We start from the raw sequence: 13,739 nt of genomic DNA on the forward strand, positions 1-13,739 counted from the left end.
TGCCGGACCGGCAACAGCTTCAATCATCCTCGTCGTCGGCGTCGAGCAGGCGGGTGGCGCGCCAGCGGGTAAGCACGACATTGGTCTGCTCGATGACGAAGAAACGCGCCGAGTCGCGGTCATAACCTTCGGCGAGCAGCTTTTCGTAGTCGGTATGGGCGTGGCGGATATGAGCAACCGTCGCCAGCCACACGGCAATGGTCGGCGGCAAGGTCTTCATGTGGACGGAGCCGGCATCCGCTCGGATCTTCTCCATATCGGCATAGGGCGCCAGCGGCAGAAGCGCGGTCAACGCCTTGGCGACGGCGCGGCGGCGGCCGGTCGGCGCCTTCATCATTCGTCGCGCCCTTCGATGGTCGCCTCGGCGAAGGCATCGGTCGATGCGAAATAGGGTTTTATGTCGACCACCGGGGTGCCGTCGAGCACGTCGATGGCGTCGATCTCGATGCGCCCGGTGGCGAGGTCGAGCGCAACCAGTTTCGCCACATGCAGGCCGATCGGGTTCGGTCGGGCAGGGGAGCGCAGACCGAATACACCTTTTGCTTCAGCCGCATGGCGCGGTTTCTGCACGATCAGAGTCCGCGGCGCCTGGTGGAGCCACGACAGGATGACGAGATGGCTGGCGCGCTCCAGCCCTTGCAGGCCGGCGCGGTAGGGTGGGTCGATCGTCAGTGCTGCCGGCTGTCGGGTCTCGCGCGCCGCGCGCATGTTTTTGGGGCAGGTTTCGCGCGTGGTCCATGGCGAGGCGATACGGCCGATGAAGACGACGCCGCCATCCGCCGGCATCAGCGCCGGATCGATCTCCAGCCTCTGCTCGCCCTCCCGTGCCTCGAACATCTCACGTCGCCCGGTCATTTTATCCATCTTTTTGTTGACGCATGTCTTGCCCTGAAACCGCTACACATTTTTAGGCGACATGCACCGAGAAATCACGCCTGCGGCATTTTCTTGTCCGGAAGCGACATAGCGCTTGCAAGGCTGTGAAAATCGACATAAACATATGTTTATATCTTTTTCAAAGAGAATACGCTGATGCATGTCGCGCTCGACACCATGGTGGACACATTGAAGGCGGCGGCCGAATCGAGCCGCTTGCGCATACTGGCGCTGCTGTCGCGCGGTGATCTCACCGTGTCCGATCTTACCGAGATTCTCGGCCAGTCGCAGCCGCGCGTGTCGCGGCACCTGAAGCTGCTCCTGGAGGCCGGGCTGATCGGCCGTTACCAGGAGGGGTCGTGGGCTTTCTTCCGGCTGTCGGATACGGATTCCGCGCGCGACTTCGTGCTGCGGCTGGTCGCCGGCATTCGCGGCGCCGATCCACAGGTCGAGCGCGATCTCGAGCGGCTGGCCTCGGTCAAGCGCAAGCGGCAGGACCGCGCGGCGGAGTATTTTTCGCAGAACGCGGCAAGCTGGGACCATATCCGCTCCCTGCACGTGCCTGACCGTGCGGTCGAGGCAGCCCTCATGAAGCTCGTCGGCAAGCGGCCGTTCCAGTCGATGCTCGATCTCGGCACCGGCACCGGACGCCTCTTGGAGATATTCTCGCCGCTCTACCGGCGCGGCATCGGCATCGACATGTCGCGCGAGATGCTGACCGTCGCGCGCGCCAACCTCGACAAGGCCGGCGTCTCCAATGCTCAGGTGCGGCAGGGCGACATCTTCTCGCCGCCGGTCGAGCGCGACGCCTTCGATCTCGTCACCATCCATCAGGTGCTGCATTATCTCGATGATCCTGCGCGCGCCATCCATGAGGCGGCGCGGCTGCTGCGCCCTTCCGGACGGCTGGTGATCGTCGATTTCGCGCCGCATACCCTGGAATTCCTGCGCGACGAGCACGCGCATATGCGCCTCGGCTTTTCCGACCGGCAGATCGGCGAGTGGTTCTCCGAAGCGGGCCTTGATCTCGAAGATGCCCAGGAGTTCGAGCCGCGCGGCGGCACCGAGGCCAGGCTCACGGTCAAGCTCTGGCTTGGCCGCGACCGGCGCCTGCTGATCGCCGATCCTGCCAATGACAGCCAGCAGACCAAAGTGAGTTCGATAGGGGAAATCGCCTGATGAACCAGTTCCGCTTTTCCCGCCGCCCCGACATTGGCGACAAGGTCAGGGTTTCCTTCGAATTCTTCCCGCCAAAGTCGGATGAGATGGAGGCGAGGCTGTGGGACACGGTCACCCGACTGGAACCGCTGAAGCCGAAATTCGTCTCGGTGACCTATGGCGCCGGCGGTTCGACTCGGGAGCGCACGGCACGCACCGTAGGCCGCATCCTGAAGGAGACCAGCCTGACGCCGGCAGCGCACATGACCTGCGTCGACGCCCCGCGCCCTCAGGTCGATGCGGTGATCCAGGAATTCGCCGAGATGGGTGTGAAGCGGTTCGTCGCCCTGCGCGGTGATCCGGCCGCGGGCGTCGGCACCGCCTATCGTCCGCACCCGGACGGCTATGCCAATGGCGCCGAGCTGGTCGGTGCGCTGAAGAGCGCCGGCGATTTCGACATCTCGGTCTCGGCCTATCCGGAAAAGCATCCGGAAAGCCCCGACTTCGCCACCGACATCGACATGCTGAAGCGCAAGGTCGATAATGGCGCGACGCGGGCGATCACCCAGTTCTTCTTCGACAACGATCTCTACGAGCGCTATGTCGAGCGCGCGCGTCGAGCCGGCATCTACATTCCGATCGTGCCGGGCATCCTGCCGGTGCACAATTTCACCCAGGTCGCCAATTTCTCGGCACGTTGCGGCGCGCTGGTGCCGGCATGGCTGGCCGAACGTTTCGACGGCCTGCAGAATGATCCGCAGACGCATGCGTTGGTCGCGTCGGCGGTGGCGGCCGAGCAGGTGCTGGACCTGGTCGAGCGGGGCGTGGGCGATTTCCACTTCTATACGATGAACCGGGCCGACCTCGTCTTTGCCGTCTGCCACATGATCGGCATCCGCTCGCATGAGGCGGAAGTGGCTGGCTCCGCAGCCGCCTGAACCGGGCTTGAGTTGCAGAAAGGCCGGGTAAAAACCCGGCCTTTCAAACTGGTTGATTATTGGGTGCTGGTCTTCCCCGTTTTTGGCGGGTTCAGGGAAGAACGCCTATAATGAGGGCGCCGATGAATGCAAACGCAGCACAGATCATCAATGCGTTGATTGGCCTCGTCAGTCCCATGACATAGCCTCCTCTTAAAGAGCTATGGCCGGAGTCTAGGGTCATTTGTGCCACAGGCAAGCGGAAAATGTGCTGCATTGCGACGCGATTGTGGAGTTTGCGACCTCGTTTTCGCCGTTAGGCGTTGAAACTTCTAGGCAAAAACCAGATACGAACCTGTGAATAAATTATGGCGGCTTCGTGTCGTTGGCATGTCATGGCAGCGCTACCCTGCGGATGAACAGGCGCCCGTCTATGGTCACCAGGCCGAGACCGATCAGCATCATGCCGCCGATTTCGAACAATTCCAGCCGCTCGCCGAGGAACAGGAAACCGAGCAGCATGGCACTCACCGGCACGATCAGCGTCACCAGGGAGGCGTTGGTGGCGCCGGCCGAGGCGACGAGGTTGAAATAGAGGATATAGGCGAAGGCGGTGGACAGCAGCGCCAGCGCCAGCACCGCCGCCCAGACCGGCGGCGAGGCCGAGAACAGGCCCGCGGGACCGTGCGCAAGCAGCACCACCGGGATCATGATGATGGTCGAGGCGGTCAGCTGCCCGGTGGCAATGACCGGCGAGGGCACGCCCTTGAAGCGACGGGCGACCATCAGTGCGACGCCGTAGGACAACGATGCTCCGATCAGCGCGAATTTGGCCCAGACCGGGCCGCCGAGGCCGGCAACCAGGCCGGGGCCGATCATCACAGCCGTGCCGGCGACGCCAAGCGCAATGCCGGCCAGCTTGTTCCAGGAGAGCTTCTCGTCCGATGTCAGGGCGTTGGCGAGGATCAGCGTCCAGAACGGCGTGGTCGCATTGAGCACCGAGGCGACGCCGGCGCCAAGCTCGGTCTGGCCGGCGAAGATCAGCGAAAAAGGTACGACGTTGTTGGTGACCGCGAGCAGGAAGAACAGGCCGGCATGAGGAAGGGCAAGGCGGAAGGATGGGCCGCGCAGGAAGAGATAGAGCTGTAAAGCGAGTGCCGCGATGGCGACGCGAAACAATACCAGCACCAGCGGGTTAAGCTCCGCCACGGCAATGCGGGCGAAGAAAAAGGAGCCGCCCCAGATCGCGCCGAGCAGCAGAAGCTGCGCCCAGTCCTTGAGCGCCATCGGTCGGCGCGGTGCTGATGTCGCGGCTATTGCCATGTGATGCGTCCTCCCCGGACGGCCGAATGCAAGCAGCCAGACAGAAGCCATATCGGGTTCGCAGGCAAGAACCACCCGAAACCTGCCCGATGGCCTGTCTCCCCTGACAAAGCCTAGCGCCCTGCCGTCAGGCGCACGAGACACAGAATTGTTTTCATTGGTCGCTAGCTTGGATTAATTGTGCGCAGGCTAGGTCAAGGATTCGTCCATGCAGCGATTCGAGAATGCCCGCGAGGCGGCACTGGCGCTTCGCCCGGACGATCCGGTCTACTGCTTCCGCCCGCAGGTGCTGAAGGCCGATGCCTTGCAGTTCATGGGCATGTTCCCCGGCAAGACGGCCTATGCGGTCAAGACCAATGGCGAGCAGATCGTGCTGAAGACGCTGGTCGAGGCCGGTGTCTCCGCCTTCGACGTGGCCTCGCCCGGCGAGTTCGCCGCCGTGCGCGCGGTCTCGGCCGATGCCGAGATGCTCTACATGCATCCCGTCAAGGCGCAGTCGGACATCAAGCTGGCGCTGGAGAAATACGGCATCCGCGTCATTGCGCTCGACCACGAGGACGAGATCACCAAACTGACGCGGGTGGTCAGGGCACTCGACATTGACCCGGGCGCAATCAGCGTGTTCGTTCGAGTGCAGACCAAGGGCCATGCGGCTTACGAGCTGTCGAAGAAGTTCGGCGCCGGGCCTGCCTATGCGGTCGAGCTCGCCGAGCGGCTGAACCGTACCGGCTACAAGGTCGGCCTGTGCTTCCATGTCGGCAGCCAGATCGAGGACCCCGACACCTACGAAAGGGCATTGGCTTCCGCCGATTGGGTGCGCAACCGGCTGACCTTCGACCTGGCCGGTCTCGATGTCGGCGGCGGTTTTCCGGCCGAATACGGGCATGATCCCAACCGCAAGCAAGTCGCGATGCCGTCGCTCGGCCAGATCATGTCGCGGCTTTCTGGAGACCTCAAGGAATACCAGTTCGACCAGATGCCGCTGGTGGCCGAGCCCGGCCGGGTGATCGTGGCGCGCTGCCTGTCGCTGATCGTGCGGGTGCTTTTGCGCAAGGGCAAGCGGCTCTACATCAATGACGGCATCTGGGCGTCGCTGTCGGATTCATGGACCGGCAAGATCACGCTGCCGGCGCGCTTCATTCCCGATCCGGCGATCCGCACGCGCAATGGCGACGAGAAAACCATCGTGCCGTTCAAGGTCTGCGGCGCGACCTGCGATTCCGTCGACATATTGTCGCGGCCGTTCTGGCTGCCGGAAACCGTCGACACCGGCGACTGGATCGAGATCGGCCATATCGGCGCCTATTCGCTGTCGCTGAGAACCCGTTTCAACGGCTTCTATCCCGACACTTTCGTCGAGGTGGCGACGTCCTTCGACGAAGGCGACGCGCCGGTGGGATTGGCGAGTCTGGAGACGATGGCGGATTAAGTAGGGAGTAGGGAGTAGGGAGTAGGGAGTAGGGAGTAGGGAGTAGGGAGTAGGGAGTAGGGAGTAGGGAAATGGCTCCGTCACTACTTACTACTCACAGCTTCGCTAAAAGCTCCGGCGTCGGCCAGCCGTCCACGGGCAATCCCAGCCGCGTCTGCTCCTTGCGGATCGCTTCGCGGGTGTTGGTGCCCAGGATCCCGTCGACCGTGCCAACATCATAGCCCTTGGCCTCCAGTTTGGTCTGCAAAGCCTTCATCTGCTCGTTGTTGAGGCCTGGTTCAGGATTGCGCGGGTCGATCGGTGGCGCGCCGGCAAGCCGCGCGGCAAGATTGGCCGCGGTCAGCGCGTAGGTGAAGGACTGGTTCCATTCGAGATAGACGTCGAAATTTTCGTAAGTGAGGAAGGCCGGCCCCTTGCGGCCCATGGGCAGCGCCAGCCCGGCCTTCAGGCCCTTGTCGACCAGCGGCGAGCCGTCGGGATTGGTAACACCCCACTGCGTCCACTGTGTCAGCGGCAATTTGTTTGTGCGCCCGGTCTGTTCCCATGGCATCTCGTCGGGCACGCGCACTTCCTGGATCCAGGGCTCGTCGCGTTTCCAGCCGCGCGACAGCACCTTGTTGGCCGTCGTCATGATCACGTCCGGCACGCTGCCCCGCAGGTCGATCTTGCCGTCGCCGTCGCCGTCGACGCCACGGGCAAGATAATCCGAAGGCAGGATCTGCGTCTGGCCGATCTCTCCAGCCCAGGCGCCGTTGACGTCGGCCGGCAGCACGCCATGGTCGATCAATTCCAGCAGTGGCACCAACTGCTGCCGGAACAGCTGCGGGCGGCGGCAGTCATGGGAAAGCGTCACCAGCGCGCTGAGCGTATGGAAATCGCCCTGCACGGCGCCGAAATCGGTCTCCAGCGCCCAGAAAGCGGTGATGACCGGCGCCTGGACGCCGAACTGCTGGTCGGCGCGGGCGAAGATATCGGCATATTTCTTCATGTTCGCCGCGCCCTGCTTCAGCCGGTAGGCCGAGATCATCCGGTTGGAGAACTCGATGAAGGTCTGGGTGAAGACGCCCTGCGCACGGTCGCGCGCCAGGGCCCTCTCGTCGAAGCTGGCATCCTCGAGCGCTTCGAGGCCGACAGGGCCGACACCCGCCGCCTTGGCTTCCGCTGCCACGCCCTGCTTCCAGGTTTCGAAGTCGCCGCCACATTCCTGCGCCATCGCCGGCAAGGCCGTGGCGCACAGGAACAGCACCGCGAGGGCTTGGGGACGCAGTCGCATAGACTTCCTTTCGACATTCAGGATTCCGGGCGGCCTTGCTGTCCATCTGGATGCGCGTCGCCCCGGAATACCGGCGGTTGCACTCTTGGCCGCCGGCCGTGTCGAAAGCAGGCGGCAGGCCCGGTGTCAACGGGTGTTCTGCAGCAACCCTTCCTCCGGGCGGCCTGGCTGCCGTTGACACGGTGTCAACGGGTGTTCTGCCTCAACCATTTGTTCCAGGCGGCTTGGCTGCCGTTGAAGACGTTTATATCGGACTTGCCGATCATGCCGGGAACGATGCCGGTTCCCGTATACTGCCAGAAGGTGAAGGGGTGGCTGCCATATTTCTGACGCGGGTGGCCGGCGACGGAGCGTAGCCAGTAGGGATAACCGCGGAAGGTCGACAGCTCGTTGTCTTCAAAGAAGTCTACCGACGTGTAGATGATCGGCTTCTTGCCGTAATGCCGCTCGACGATTTCGAGGAAGGTGGTCATCTCCGCGCGCACGGTGGCCGGGTCGGGGCGCAGCCTGCAGGTCGGCGATTTCGGGTTCCATTCCATGTCCAGCACCGGCGGCATGGCCGAACGGTCGACGGGGACGTTGCGGATGAACCAGCGCGCCTGTACCGCCGCCGGAGTGCAGAAATAGAAGAAATGATAGGCGGCACGAGGAACGCCGGCGGCTTTGGTGCGCGCCCAATGCTCGTTGAAATAATCATCGAAACGGTCGCCGCCCTCCGTCGCCTTGATGAAAGCGAAGGAAATACCGCTGGCCTTGGCGGTCGGCCAGTCGACCGAGGTCTGGTATTTTGAGACGTCGGTGCCGTGAACTGCGTAATTCCAGGGCGCGCCGCTGTCCCATTCATGCGGCTTGGAATCGGCGAAGCGGGGCGCGCGCACCGCAATCGAAGGGGTGCTGGATGGCGACAGTGGCGACAGATCCTCCACGGTCGAGCATGCGCCCAGCAGCGTCAGCATGAAAAGGGCCGCGAGACGGCGCATTGCAACTCCCGAGCCGGTTGCAGCCGGTTGCTGATGGGTCTGTGCACTGATGGCCGGCGCTTGGTCTGGCCCCCGCCGGACGATCGCCCCACAGCATCGCCCGGTATATCGCCAAAACGCGCATTTTTTCGGCGCGCTTTGATTTTGTTTCCTGCCGTGATCCCAAAAACGCGGCGCGCTGTTGGGCGACATGCACCTGTGATCGCCGATCATGGTTGATATCTGGTTGACGACGCTCGACAAGGCCCATGATTTTGCGGAAGCAATGGCGGCAAATCGATGACATGGATCGAGCCTGGATTCGGGGGCGGGAAAGATGCGGATCATTGCCAAGATCGTCAAACGGCTGCTCGGCCTGGTGGTGCTGGCGGTCGTGGCGCTGTTTGGGTGGCTCTATTTCGCGCCGCCCGAACTGATCCGGGTCGGCTCGGGCTATTCGGCAAAGATCGTCTGCTCCAACGTTTTCGTCGCCGGGCGCGATGCCAACGAGGTGCTTGCCGTCGATGTGCAGGCGCCCGGTCATCCCTTGCTCAAGCTGATGCGGGTCTCGGTCGACAAGAACCGGGGCACAGTTTCCGCCGGCCTGCTTGGCTTCCTCGGCAAGAGCATCGCGGTTTCTCGCGACGGGCTGGGCTGCGCCTCGGTTCCGGATGGCGATGTCGGCAAGGCGCGGCGCACGGCGATCCATGTCGAACCCTCGGCGGCAAGACAGGATGCGCTGTGGCCGGAAGGCGAGCGGGTCGAAGCCTCGCAGAACTCGGAGGTGGCGAAGATCGTCGACGATGCCGCCATGACCGGCGCCGGCATGCGCGCCGTGGTGGTGGTCAAGAACGGCCGCGTCGTGGCGGAACGCTATGGCGAGGGCTTTTCCGCCCGAACGCCGTTGCTCGGCTGGTCGATGACCAAGACGGTCAATGCCGCCATAGTCGGCACGCTGGTCAAGAACGGCAAGATGGCGATGACCAACCAGGGCCTTTTCGCGCCGTGGAAGGCCGATGGCCGCGCCGCGATCAGCCTTGCCGACATGATGGCGATGTCGAGCGGGCTGGAATTCAACGAAGACTATGGCGACGTCGCCGACGTGACGCGCATGCTCTATCTCGAACCCGACATGGCGGGCTTTGCCGAAGCCAAGCCGCTCACGGGCGAGGTGGGCAAGGTGTTCTCCTATTCGAGCGGAACGGCGGTGATGCTGTCGCGGCTCTGGCAGGATGCGGTCGGCGACAAGGCCAAGGCGTTGACGTGGCCGCGCACCGCGCTGTTCGAGCCGCTGGGCATGCACAGCGCCGTGCTCGAGACCGACGAACAGGGCACGTTCGTCGGCTCATCCTATCTCTACGCCACCGCCCATGACTGGGCCCGCTTCGGCCAGTTCCTGCTGCAGGGCGGGGTCTGGAACGGCAACCAGATACTGCCGGCCGGTTTCGTCGACTGGATGCGCGAACCTGCGTCGGCCTCGAAAGTCTACAGCAAGGGGCAATTGTGGATCGAGGCGCCGGGCGACGAGGAAAACCCCGGTGCCGGCGTGGCGGCGGGCCTGCCCAAGGACACCTATTGGATGGAGGGGCATGATGGGCAGACCGTCGCCATCATTCCATCCGAGCAATTAGTGGTGGTGCGGCTCGGCCTGACGCCGGCCAAGCTGGGCTACAGGCCGCAGACCATGGTCGGGGCATTGGTGAAGGCGCTGCGCTAGCCAATCAGCTGCTCGGCCGGACCACCGCCAGCCAGGCGTAGCCGCGATAAAGTGTGCGGAAACGGAAGGTTGCGCCGATTTTTCGCGATTCCGATTCCAGCACCTCGCGCAACATTTCACGGGGCGTGACGTGGAATTTTCTGAGCCAGCCGCGAAGCAGGGTCCGAAACCAGTCCGGCAGGCCTTCCTGCTGGCCGAAGTCGACGATGTGCAGGGAACCGCCCGGAGCGAGCGTTGCCAGCGCGGCGGAGACCGTCTTTTCCCAGCCTGGGATCATCGACAATGAATAGGAGACGAAGACACGGTCGAAGCTGTCGCGGCCGAACAGCGCCTTTACGTCGAACTCCGTGGCGTCGCCCCTTGCCAGCATGACGCGATCGGACAGGCCTTCGCGGGCAATCGCGGTGCCCGCGGTCTCCAGCATCTCTGCCGAAATGTCGAGGCCATAGAAGCGCGCGCCGGGAAAGCTGCGGGCGGCGAGGATGATGTTTCGCCCGGTGCCGCAGCCGAGCTCCAGCACCGTGCCGCCCGGCGGAACGTCCAGCCCTGATATCAGCCGGTCGCGGCCGAGCAGATAATATTTGCGGGTCAGGTCGTAGATGTGACGCTGCCAGCGGTAGACACCGTCCATCAGTTCGGCGTGATTGGCCGGCAGCTCGGTAGTGCTCATGAGGCGCGCTTCACGTACAGATGAAAGCCGCCATAGATTGCCGAGCGGTCGCGGGTGGAGAATTCGCGCGAGGCATGGCTCTCGTAGCTCCACTGGTCGAGCAGGGAAGCGGAGACGCGGCCCGGCAGCAGACTTGGCTCGGCCGCAGTGCGGAAGATGACACGCGCGCCGGCGGAGGCGGTGCGGGTGATTTCCGACCACAGCGCATTGAGCTGGTCGTCGGTCATCCAGTCCTGCGCGTCGAGCAGGATGAAACGGTCGACGGAACCCGCGTCCTTGCCTGCCAGGAATTCGATCAGATTGGCATGATGAATGGCGACGCGGTCTACATTGCCGCGAATGGCCTCATAGTTCTGCCTTTCAAGATAGGCGGGCAGGGCGGCTTCGCCGGGTTGGGGGTAGCGCCTGGCAAAGGCTTGCCAAGCGAAATAGTTGTTTTTCAATGGAAAATCGCAGGCGAGCTTTTCCAGCCGGGCTTTCAGCACACTGGCCATGGTGCCGTCGCCGGACGTGATGAGAGAGTCATATTGCGCCGGCGGGATGCCGAGGCCGAACAGCGAGGCCTTGCGCGAGGTCGCCCATTTCAAAAGCGGCTTTTCGAACACCGGGGCCAGCTCCTGGTGGAAGAAGCGGCGCTGCTCGCCAATGTTCCTGGCCTGCATGATGCCGGCGGGGTCGACGCCGAAGAATTTAGCCGTGCGGTGGCCCATGGCGATGAACAGGCCAAGCAGGCCGGTCTGGTAGAAATTGCGGTCGAAGACGGCGATGCGCCTGATGCCGCGCCAGTTGCGGCGCTCCCAATAGTGGCGGCTGACCGGATCGAGATGCGGCGCGATGAAGCGGTCGTAAGCCTGAGAATTGTGGTCGTTGCCGGCGGCACCGAAGAAGCGAAACAGGTCGCCCTGCGAAGGCAGGTGGCGCACCGCCTCCAGCTTCATGCGGTTCAGGGCTATGTGAGCGGCATTGAGATCGACGGCGTCGATCCTGGCCGGCGACCGGGTGAGATAGGCCAGGATATTGCAACCGCCGGAGGCAATAGTGACGACGCGGTGGCCTTCGCCAAGCTGCATTGCGTCCATGTCGACATCGGGATCTTCCCAGATCTGCGGATAGACCAGGCCCGAAAACAGGAAGGCGAACAGCCGTTCGGAAATTCCTGCCTTCGACAGGGGGCGGTTCTGGTAGACGGCTTTTCCAACTTCCTTGCCACGGCGAAAGATCAGATCTGCGGAAACGTCCGTCATGGCAAGGTGATTCCCCATTTGCTTTGCCGCAAGCGGGTAACGCCCGGCTATGACAGGTGGATGACAGCGATCCGCACAGGGGAGCGCAAAGCTGTTTCACCCCCGGGGAGGCGCAAGGGGAGGATGCGAGCGATGTTACATGCGGAAACGCATCGTTACGAAACCCATGGCTGAGTGATGCATTTCCTTCTCGACCGTTCACTGCAACGTGAGCGTGTGTTGAAGGAGAGATATCATGAAAAAACTCATTCTTGCGTCGGTGTCCGCGCTTGCGCTGCTCGGCGTCGCTGCATGCAGCGACAGCGGCACGGGGACGGATAACACCACCACCCAGAGCACCAATCCGCCGGCCGAGCAGCCAATGAAACCTGCGGCGCCCGCGGATAATTCGACCAAGCCTGCCGAGCCGGCTCCGGCAACGCCCGCTCCTGCGCCCGCGCAGTAGTCCATTAGTACCTGTGTTCTGGCGAAGGGCCGGCGTCTTGCCGGCCCTTCGCCCAGGCGGGTAGTGGTTCCGACACGAGATCGATTGTCGTCGGAGGTATGATGCCGGCCGTTATTGGCTTGATAGCGGGGACCGGTTGGCTCTAAGAAGCGGCCATGTCGATTTGGGACCGCCTCGGCGACTTCATCACGCGGATTTCGTCCTCAGCCTCGTCGGGCGTCGCCGAGTGGTCGAGGCTGTACGCACCGTTTTTTCCGGCGATGCGGATTTGCGCCGTCGCGTCGCTTTCTCGGTGGCGATGATTGCGCTCTCGGCCAAGATGGCCAAGGCCGACGGGGTCGTCACCCAGGATGAGATACGCGCCTTCCAGGAAATATTCGAGGTGCCGCCAAAGGAGACGCGCAACGTGGCGCGACTCTACGATCTGGCCAAACGTGACGTTGCCGGCTTCGAGACCTATGCCGAGCGCATGGCGCAGCTTTGTGGCTCCGGCCATTCGAACTGCATGATGCTGGAGGATATACTCGACGGCCTGTTCCACATTGCCAAGGCCGACGGGCTGATCCATGAGCGTGAAGGCCAGTTCCTGCACCGCATCGCCGAAATCTTCCGCATAGACGAGGTGCACTACGAGGCGATCCTTGCCAGGCACGTCAATCTTGGTGCGGCCGACCCCTATGTCGTGCTCGGCATCGAGCGCGGCAAGCCGTTCGAGGAGGTCAGGAAACGCTACCGCAAGCTGGTTTCCGACAATCATCCGGACCGGCTGATCGCGCGTGGCCTGCCGCAGGAATTCATCAAGATCGCGACGACGAGGCTCGCGGCGATCAACACCGCCTATGAGATGATCGAGCGGGGCCTGCGGCACGCATGAGCGGCTTCCTGCCCGACGAGCCGAGCGCCGAGGTCAGGGTATCGCCGAATTTCGGGCCACGGCGCGAGACGCTGAAGCCCGAGATGATCGTGCTGCACTATACCGGCATGCCGACAGGCGCCGGGGCCGAGGCGTGGCTGTGCGACCCGGCCAGCGAAGTCTCCTCGCACTATCTGGTGCATGAGAACGGCCATATCGTGCAGATGGTCCGGGAAAGCGACCGCGCCTGGCATGCTGGGAAGAGTTCGTGGTTCGGACGCACCGACATCAACTCCTGTTCCGTCGGCATCGAGATCGTCAATCCGGGACATTCACTGGGTTATCCCGATTTTCCCAAGCGGCAGATCGATGCGGTGATCGGCCTGTGCGCCGGAATAGCCCGCCGGCATGCGATTGCCCCCCCGCGGGTGCTGGCGCACTCCGACGTGGCGCCGGGGCGCAAGATCGATCCGGGCGAGAAGTTTCCTTGGCGGGCCCTGTTCGAGGGCGGCGTAGGCCATCTCGTGCCGGCAGCACCGATCAGGCGGGGCGCCGTGCTGAAGACCGGCGACGCCGGCGCCGATGTCGAGGCGCTGCAATCGATGCTGGCGCTCTACGGCTATGGAGTCGAAATAACGGGTGTTTTCGACCAGCAGACGCGGGTCGTGGTCCAAGCTTTCCAGCGTCATTTCCGGCCACGCCGTATCGATGGAGTGGCGGACGGATCGACGATGCGCACGCTTCAACGGCTGCTCGCTTCCCACCCAACTTGACCTTGGGTCAGGATGTCGTCCAAGTAATGCTTTTCCGACATTAAGTTACGATCTGTCACTTAAAGTGACTTGCCCCGCCTTCATTGCGCGCAATTCGGGCTT

General features: G+C 63.2%; 13 protein-coding genes and 1 pseudogene. 7 read left to right on the forward strand and 7 right to left on the reverse strand.

Annotation, left to right across the window (positions count from 1 at the left end):
• Positions 1-19: 19 nt before the first annotated feature.
• Entirely contained in the window at positions 20-334 is a 315-nt protein-coding gene (locus FJ973_RS20850; protein WP_140495859.1) for a DUF2293 domain-containing protein, read from the reverse strand.
• A complete protein-coding gene (gene tsaA / locus FJ973_RS20855; RefSeq protein ID WP_140495164.1) occupies positions 334-855 on the reverse strand; it encodes a tRNA (N6-threonylcarbamoyladenosine(37)-N6)-methyltransferase TrmO in 522 nt (173 codons plus the stop codon). Before tsaA ends, FJ973_RS20850 begins: the two co-directional genes overlap by 1 nt.
• A 177-nt stretch (positions 856-1,032) precedes the next feature.
• Between tsaA and FJ973_RS20860 the strand changes: the two genes are divergently transcribed.
• Together FJ973_RS20860 and metF are read left to right on the forward strand one after the other, a co-directional pair.
• A complete protein-coding gene (locus tag FJ973_RS20860) occupies positions 1,033-2,055 on the forward strand; it encodes a metalloregulator ArsR/SmtB family transcription factor (RefSeq protein WP_140495166.1) in 1,023 nt (340 codons plus the stop codon).
• Positions 2,055-2,972 carry a methylenetetrahydrofolate reductase [NAD(P)H] gene (gene metF, locus FJ973_RS20865; protein WP_140521221.1) on the forward strand — a complete coding sequence of 306 codons (918 nt, stop codon included), beginning with the start codon at positions 2,055-2,057 and terminating at the stop codon, positions 2,970-2,972. Before FJ973_RS20860 ends, metF begins: the two co-directional genes overlap by 1 nt.
• Before the next feature lie 372 nt (positions 2,973-3,344).
• Here metF and FJ973_RS20870 read toward each other — a convergent pair whose 3' ends face one another.
• A complete protein-coding gene (locus FJ973_RS20870) occupies positions 3,345-4,274 on the reverse strand; it encodes a DMT family transporter (RefSeq protein ID WP_140557520.1) in 930 nt (309 codons plus the stop codon).
• Between the two features lie 208 nt (positions 4,275-4,482).
• Between FJ973_RS20870 and FJ973_RS20875 the strand changes: the two genes are divergently transcribed.
• A complete protein-coding gene (locus FJ973_RS20875) occupies positions 4,483-5,703 on the forward strand; it encodes an alanine racemase (RefSeq protein ID WP_140516626.1) in 1,221 nt (406 codons plus the stop codon).
• 94 nt (positions 5,704-5,797) lie between these two features.
• Here the strand turns inward: FJ973_RS20875 and FJ973_RS20880 are convergent, their stop codons facing one another.
• Both FJ973_RS20880 and FJ973_RS20885 read right to left on the reverse strand, forming a co-directional pair.
• Complete coding sequence (locus FJ973_RS20880) at positions 5,798-6,976, reverse strand: lytic murein transglycosylase (protein ID WP_140516624.1); 1,179 nt, start codon at positions 6,974-6,976, stop codon at positions 5,798-5,800.
• Between the two features lie 185 nt (positions 6,977-7,161).
• Entirely contained in the window at positions 7,162-7,956 is a 795-nt protein-coding gene (locus FJ973_RS20885) for a GH25 family lysozyme (RefSeq protein WP_140557522.1), read from the reverse strand.
• A gap of 316 nt (positions 7,957-8,272) precedes the next feature.
• On the opposite strand from FJ973_RS20885, the gene FJ973_RS20890 reads away from it, so the two are divergent.
• Complete coding sequence (locus FJ973_RS20890; protein WP_140557523.1) at positions 8,273-9,652, forward strand: serine hydrolase; 1,380 nt, start codon at positions 8,273-8,275, stop codon at positions 9,650-9,652.
• A gap of 4 nt (positions 9,653-9,656) precedes the next feature.
• On the opposite strand, the gene FJ973_RS20895 is transcribed toward FJ973_RS20890, so the two are convergent.
• Both FJ973_RS20895 and FJ973_RS20900 read right to left on the reverse strand, forming a co-directional pair.
• Positions 9,657-10,322, reverse strand: a complete 666-nt coding sequence (locus tag FJ973_RS20895; RefSeq protein WP_140557525.1) for a class I SAM-dependent methyltransferase — start codon at positions 10,320-10,322, stop codon at positions 9,657-9,659.
• On the reverse strand, positions 10,319-11,566 hold the full coding sequence (locus tag FJ973_RS20900) for a DUF3419 family protein (protein WP_246675912.1): 1,248 nt from the start codon (positions 11,564-11,566) through the stop codon (positions 10,319-10,321). The genes FJ973_RS20895 and FJ973_RS20900 overlap by 4 nt, the downstream gene beginning before the upstream one ends.
• A gap of 235 nt (positions 11,567-11,801) precedes the next feature.
• Here FJ973_RS20900 and FJ973_RS20905 point away from each other — a divergent pair, with 235 nt between their 5' ends.
• The 3 genes and pseudogenes from FJ973_RS20905 to FJ973_RS20915 all read left to right on the forward strand — a co-directional run bounded on the left by FJ973_RS20905 (position 11,802) and on the right by FJ973_RS20915 (position 13,637).
• On the forward strand, positions 11,802-12,011 hold the full coding sequence (locus tag FJ973_RS20905) for a hypothetical protein (protein ID WP_140495184.1): 210 nt from the start codon (positions 11,802-11,804) through the stop codon (positions 12,009-12,011).
• A gap of 155 nt (positions 12,012-12,166) precedes the next feature.
• Positions 12,167-12,885, forward strand: a pseudogene (locus FJ973_RS20910) (DnaJ family molecular chaperone).
• A complete protein-coding gene (locus tag FJ973_RS20915; protein ID WP_140557528.1) occupies positions 12,882-13,637 on the forward strand; it encodes an N-acetylmuramoyl-L-alanine amidase in 756 nt (251 codons plus the stop codon). Before FJ973_RS20910 ends, FJ973_RS20915 begins: the two are co-directional and overlap by 4 nt.
• The last annotated feature ends 102 nt before the right edge of the window (positions 13,638-13,739 follow it).

The sequence above is a fragment of the Mesorhizobium sp. B2-1-3 genome, from assembly GCF_006442495.1.
Lineage (GTDB): Bacteria > Pseudomonadota > Alphaproteobacteria > Rhizobiales > Rhizobiaceae > Mesorhizobium.

What these genes read in the sequence shown, in the direction of transcription:
- FJ973_RS20885 (WP_140557522.1), bottom strand. Translation starts at nt 7,956, where the DNA reads ATGCGCCGTCTCGCGGCCCTTTTCATGCTGACGCTGCTGGGCGCATGC.
- FJ973_RS20860 (WP_140495166.1), top strand. Translation starts at nt 1,033, where the DNA reads ATGCATGTCGCGCTCGACACCATGGTGGACACATTGAAGGCGGCGGCC.
- FJ973_RS20890 (WP_140557523.1), top strand. Translation starts at nt 8,273, where the DNA reads ATGCGGATCATTGCCAAGATCGTCAAACGGCTGCTCGGCCTGGTGGTG.
- FJ973_RS20850 (WP_140495859.1), bottom strand. Translation starts at nt 334, where the DNA reads ATGAAGGCGCCGACCGGCCGCCGCCGCGCCGTCGCCAAGGCGTTGACC.
- FJ973_RS20880 (WP_140516624.1), bottom strand. Translation starts at nt 6,976, where the DNA reads ATGCGACTGCGTCCCCAAGCCCTCGCGGTGCTGTTCCTGTGCGCCACG.
- FJ973_RS20900 (WP_246675912.1), bottom strand. Translation starts at nt 11,566, where the DNA reads ATGACGGACGTTTCCGCAGATCTGATCTTTCGCCGTGGCAAGGAAGTT.
- FJ973_RS20895 (WP_140557525.1), bottom strand. Translation starts at nt 10,322, where the DNA reads ATGAGCACTACCGAGCTGCCGGCCAATCACGCCGAACTGATGGACGGT.
- FJ973_RS20905 (WP_140495184.1), top strand. Translation starts at nt 11,802, where the DNA reads ATGAAAAAACTCATTCTTGCGTCGGTGTCCGCGCTTGCGCTGCTCGGC.
- tsaA (WP_140495164.1), bottom strand. Translation starts at nt 855, where the DNA reads ATGACCGGGCGACGTGAGATGTTCGAGGCACGGGAGGGCGAGCAGAGG.
- FJ973_RS20875 (WP_140516626.1), top strand. Translation starts at nt 4,483, where the DNA reads ATGCAGCGATTCGAGAATGCCCGCGAGGCGGCACTGGCGCTTCGCCCG.
- metF (WP_140521221.1), top strand. Translation starts at nt 2,055, where the DNA reads ATGAACCAGTTCCGCTTTTCCCGCCGCCCCGACATTGGCGACAAGGTC.
- FJ973_RS20870 (WP_140557520.1), bottom strand. Translation starts at nt 4,274, where the DNA reads ATGGCAATAGCCGCGACATCAGCACCGCGCCGACCGATGGCGCTCAAG.
- FJ973_RS20915 (WP_140557528.1), top strand. Translation starts at nt 12,882, where the DNA reads ATGAGCGGCTTCCTGCCCGACGAGCCGAGCGCCGAGGTCAGGGTATCG.